Origin of the sequence: Streptomyces sp. C, from assembly GCF_000158895.1 — a bacterium.
Lineage (GTDB): Bacteria > Actinomycetota > Actinomycetes > Streptomycetales > Streptomycetaceae > Streptomyces > Streptomyces racemochromogenes.
In genome coordinates this window covers 1,444,256-1,449,133 of the sequence record NZ_GG657750.1, presented here as the reverse complement: position 1 = coordinate 1,449,133, position 4,878 = coordinate 1,444,256, and the positions used below count along the sequence as shown (strand labels likewise).

Annotated in this window: 4 protein-coding genes; 2 read left to right on the top strand and 2 right to left on the bottom strand. The window is 72.9% G+C overall.

Annotation, left to right across the window (positions count from 1 at the left end; genetic code table 11):
* Positions 1-16 precede the first annotated feature (16 nt).
* Together SSNG_RS06290 and SSNG_RS39205 are read right to left on the bottom strand one after the other, a co-directional pair.
* Positions 17-973 (bottom strand): SCO0930 family lipoprotein, encoded by a 957-nt coding sequence (locus tag SSNG_RS06290; RefSeq protein ID WP_241695002.1) that lies wholly within the window; start codon positions 971-973, stop codon positions 17-19.
* Between the two features lie 126 nt (positions 974-1,099).
* Entirely contained in the window at positions 1,100-2,116 is a 1,017-nt protein-coding gene (locus SSNG_RS39205) for a GDSL-type esterase/lipase family protein (protein ID WP_007262969.1), read from the bottom strand.
* A gap of 889 nt (positions 2,117-3,005) precedes the next feature.
* Between SSNG_RS39205 and SSNG_RS06280 the strand changes: the two genes are divergently transcribed.
* Both SSNG_RS06280 and SSNG_RS06275 read left to right on the top strand, forming a co-directional pair.
* Positions 3,006-4,412: an amino acid permease gene (locus tag SSNG_RS06280; RefSeq protein WP_165365054.1), complete on the top strand. Its 1,407-nt coding sequence runs from the start codon at positions 3,006-3,008 to the stop codon at positions 4,410-4,412.
* Positions 4,413-4,422: 10 nt separating this feature from the next.
* On the top strand, positions 4,423-4,878 hold the full coding sequence (locus tag SSNG_RS06275) for an Lrp/AsnC family transcriptional regulator (RefSeq protein ID WP_007262967.1): 456 nt from the start codon (positions 4,423-4,425) through the stop codon (positions 4,876-4,878).

Here is a 4,878-nt window from a genome sequence, read left to right as displayed (position 1 = left end):
GACCGGGGGTGGGGGGTCACTGGGCGGTGATGAGTCCGCCGTCGGGGGCGACGGCGTACCAGGTGCCGCCGACGCCCTGGCCGTTGGTGTCGCCGGCCTTCTTGTCGCCGGTGAAGGTGTAGACGGGCCAGCAGTTCACCGTCTGCTGCTTCTTGCCGTCGGGGCGGTCCAGGACCAGGTAGTTCTTCTCGGTGATCCCCTTGGCGTTCGCCTTGTCCACCGGCGGCACCACCGGCCACTTGGCCAGGCAGTCGCCGGTGCACTTGGAGACCATGGGCCAGGCGGTGTCCGGCTTGAAGCGGTAGACGGTCATGCCGTTGCCGTCGACGATGTGGTCGCCCAGCTTGGGGTCCTTGGCCACCGTCAGCGCGCCCGCGGCCTGTCCGGCGCCGGCGGGGGCGGGGGAGGCCGCCGCCTTCGCCGCCTTCTTGCCGTCGGGGGCGAAGGCGAACCAGGTGCCGCCGACGCCCTGCCCGTTCAGGTCGCCCGCCTTGGTGTCCTTGGCGAAGCGGTACACGGGCCAGCCGGCCACCGTCAGCTGCTTGCCGCCGTCCTTGCGGACCACCTCGCCCAGCAGCGCGGGGTCCATGCCGGCGGCCGCCGTGACCTCGCCCGCCGCGACCACCGGCCAGGCCTTGGCGCAGTCGCCGTCGCAGTTCGAGGTGGGCGGCTTGGCGGTGTCCTTGTCGAAGCGGTACAGCGTGAAGCCGGCGCTGTCGGTGAGCACCGAGCCGAGCTGGTCGGTGGCCGCGATCGCCAGCTGCCCGGCGGGCTTGCCGGCACCCGCCTGCTGTGCGGGCTGCTGCCCGTCGGCGTAGGGGTCGGCGGCGGGAGCCTGGGCGGACGCGGCTCCGGCCGGTCCGGTCGCGCCGTCCTTGACGTTCGTCCCGCAGGCGGTCGCCGCCAGGGTGACGACGACCGCGACCGCGGCCAGGGTGGTTCCGCGCTTGATGCCCATGGTGTTCTCTCCCACTGTGTCTCCGCCGGGTCCGGGGCCGGTCCGCCGCGTCGTGCGGCGGCCCCGGGTCCCCGGCTGCTTGTGGGGGACACGGCGCCGCGGGCGCGCCCCGTTCAGCGGGAGCGGTATGGCCTGTCTCACTCACCCGCCGTCGAACCCGGCCCGCCTCAGGGCCGTGACCACAGCGAGGCCGAGGACCTGGTGTCCGGCGTCGTTGGGGTGCAGCCCGTCCGCGAGGTGTTCGGGTCCGAGCACGTCCCGGCCCGGCAGCAGGGCCAGCCGCCCGTCCCCGGCGGCGATCCGGTCCCGGACGGCCCGCTCCATCGAGTCCCGCAGCGCGCCCAGGGTGGCGCCCAGGCGGTTGGGGGTGCGCTCGGCGTCGGGGCGCAGCACGGGGGACAGGAGCAGCAGGGGGGTGCGCGGGTGGCCCTGGCGCACCAGGTCGAGGAACACGCGCGTGGTCTCGTACAGCAGCGGTGCGGTGAAGGGCACGCGGGACCAGCAGTTGGTGCCGAAGGCGAGGGTGAGGACGTCGGCGGGGAGCGCGGCGAGCTGTTCGGCGGTGGCGAGTTCGCCGCGCGCGGCGCCCGCGTAGCCGAGGTTGACGGTGTCGAAGCCCAGCGCGCGGCCGGCGACCGCGGGCCAGCCGTGGGCGGGCCGGGTGGACCACCAGCCCTCGGTGATGGAGTCGCCGTGCACCACCCAGCGGGGGGCCTCGGGGGCGGGGGCGAGGTCGCCGCCGATGCCGCGCAGCCCCAGGATCAGCGGGGACTGGCCCTCGGGCGGGTGCAGGGTGAACGGGCCGTGCCGCGCCGGCAGCCCGAGGCGTACGACGGACTCCGCGGCGGGCTCGGTGAAGACCTCGGTGAGCAGCCCGTGCCGGTTCCACAGGGCGAAGCCGTGCGAGAGGTCGCGCAGCGCGTCGGTGGGGCCGGGCACGGTGGCCCGGTAGCGGATCTCCACCGCGTGCGCCGTGCGCGTGGTGAACTCCAGCCGCACGCCGATGGGCAGGGTGGCCCGCTCGCCGGTGTCCCAGGGCAGGCGCATGGTGTCGTCCGGGTCGGCGCGCACCGGGCGGCCCCGGTCCAGCCAGGCGACCCCGCGCAGGAAGGGCCCGGGGTCCTGCCACCTCTCGTCGGGGCCCAGTGGTGGTCTCAATCCGCGTCTCCGATCGTCGGGTAAGGGAACTCCACGCCGGTCCCGACGTCCACGGTCGGCGTCCGCCCCGTCACGTACGGGGCCGGCGGCGAGGCGAGGAAGTGCGGGGCGGACGCGTTGTCGGCGGTCTCGGCGACCCGACCCGGCGGTGCGTCGGCGGCGTTGCGCTCCCGCCCCCCCCGGCCCGAGCGGTGCGGCGACCCGCGGGGTCCACACCACCCCCCGGGCCACTGCGTTCACCCGTACCCCGTGCGGGCCCGGTTCGACCGCGGCGGACCGCACCCGGGACACGGGGGCGGCCTTGGCGGTCCCGTAGGCGCGGTGCGGTGGTGCGGCGGTGCAGCGGTGCGGCGGGGCGGCGGGGCGGCGGTGCAGCGGGGCGGCGGTGAGCCCGGAGACGGAGGCGGCGAAGACCAGCGGGCCGCCCCCGGCCGCCGATGCCGTACGGGTGGGCGCCGGCCCCGGGCCGCGGCACGTCGATCGCGTAGAGCACGTCCGGGTCCATGGCGGCACGCTGCGGTAGATCTGACGAAGTGTCAAGAAAACCCCCCGGCGGAGCCCTGTGCAGCGATCGATCATCCGTGCGCAACAAACGGCCATGGCGGGCGGATCCGCGCAACGATCGTCCGTCAATGTGCAAGGATGGTGCATTACGGGCGGTATCACTCTGCTCGTAGGCTCACCCCCTGTACGTGGAGTGGCGCGGACCGCCTGCTCGGCGGTCCCCTCATGCCCAGACGGGCTCACCCCTGTCTGCCAACTGCTCCGGACCGCTGCGGTCGACGCCCGAACCGTCCCCATCCCGCAGTGTCAAAGGAGTCCCCTCGTGCTCGATCAGGGCCAGGCACCCGCGCTCTCCCAGGAGACGCGCAAGCCCGTGAACCCGCTCATGCGGCGCAAGCCGGTCGAGCGGCTCGTCTCCGAGGGCGGGCAGGGCGAGGGCGGCTCGCTGCGCCGCTCGCTCACCATGTGGCAGCTGACCATGATCAGCATCGGTGCCACCCTGGGCACCGGCATCTTCGTCGTCCTCGGCACCGCCGCCCCCAAGGCCGGCCCCGCCGTGACGATCTCCTTCATCCTCGCGGGCCTGACCGCCCTGTTCTCGGCCCTCTCCTACGCCGAGCTGGCCGGCTCCGTCCCGGTCTCCGGCTCCTCGTACTCCTACGCGTACGCCACCATGGGCGAGCTCATAGCCTGGATCTGCGGCTGGTGCCTGGTCCTGGAGTACGCCGTCTCCGTCGCGGCCGTCGCCGTCGGCTGGGGCCAGTACCTCAACGAGTTCCTCGACGGGACCATCGGCGTCACCGTCCCCGAGGCGGTCTCCGCGCCGCTGGGCGAGGGCGGGTTCATCAACCTGCCGGCCCTGATCGTGGTCCTGCTCTCGATGGTCTTCCTGATGCGCGGCGCCAAGGAGAGCGCCACCGTCAACTCGATCATGGTCGCGGTGAAGATCGTCACCCTGCTGCTCTTCATCGGCATCGGCGTCATGGGCATCAAGGCCGGCAACTACACCCCGCTCGCCCCGCTCGGCATGAGCGGCATCGCCGCCGGCGCCTCCACCCTCTTCTTCTCCTACATCGGCTTCGACGCCGCCTCCACCGCCGGTGAGGAGGCCAAGGACCCGAAGAAGGACCTGCCGCGCGCGATCATGCTGTCGCTGGCCATCGTCACCGTCCTCTACGTCCTCGTCGCCTTCGTCGCCGTCGGCGCCATGCCGTGGCAGGACTTCGAGGGCACCGAGGCCGCGCTCGCCCAGATCATGACCGACGTCACCGGCACCAGCGTCTGGGGCGTCGTCCTCGCCGCCGGCGCCATCGTCGCGATCTTCTCCGTCGTCTTCGCCGTCCTCTACGGCCAGACCCGCATCCTCTTCGCGATGTCCCGCGACGGCCTCGTCCCCAAGGTCTTCGCCAAGGTCGACGAGAAGACCGGCGCCCCCCGCGCCAACGTGGTGATCGTCTCCCTCTTCTGCGGCGTCCTCGCCGCCTTCATCCCGCTCGGCAAGCTCGCCGACGCCACCAGCATCGGCACCCTCTTCGCCTTCGGCCTGGTCAACGTCGCCGTCATCATCCTGCGCCGGACCCGCCCGGACATGCCGCGCACCTTCAAGGTGGCGCTCTTCCCCGTCACCCCGATCCTGGGCGCCCTCGCCTGCGCCTACATGATGTTCGAGCTCGACAGTGCCACGTGGATGGTCTTCGGTGGCTGGATGATCGTGGGCCTCGTGTTCTACTTCCTGTACGGCGTCCGCCGGTCCCGCCTCGCCACGGAAGAAGTGGCCACAGCAGAGAAGTGATCCGCCCGCAGTGCGACTGAACGATCTCGACGAACGCATCGTGCACGCCCTCGCCGAGGATGCCCGCCGCTCCTACGCGGACATCGGCTCCGAGGTCGGGCTCTCGGCCCCCGCCGTCAAACGGCGCGTGGACCGGCTGCGGGCCGAAGGCGCCATCACCGGCTTCACCGTCCGCGTCGACCCGGCCGCCATGGGCTGGGAGACCGAGGGCTTCATCGAGATCTACTGCCGCCACAACACCTCGCCGGACGACATCCGGCGAGGGCTGGAGCGGTACCCCGAGGTGGTGTCCGCGTCGACCGTCACCGGCGACGCGGACGCCCTCGTCCAGGTCTTCGCCTCCGACATGAGGCACTTCGAGCGCGTCCTGGAGCGCATCGCGGGCGAACCCTTCGTCGAACGGACCAAGTCCGTCCTCGTCCTCAGCCCGCTCCTGCGCCGCTTCACCTCGGGCGCCCCCGCCTAA

What these genes read in the sequence shown, in the direction of transcription:
- SSNG_RS06280 (WP_165365054.1), top strand. Translation starts at nt 3,006, where the DNA reads ATGCGGCGCAAGCCGGTCGAGCGGCTCGTCTCCGAGGGCGGGCAGGGC.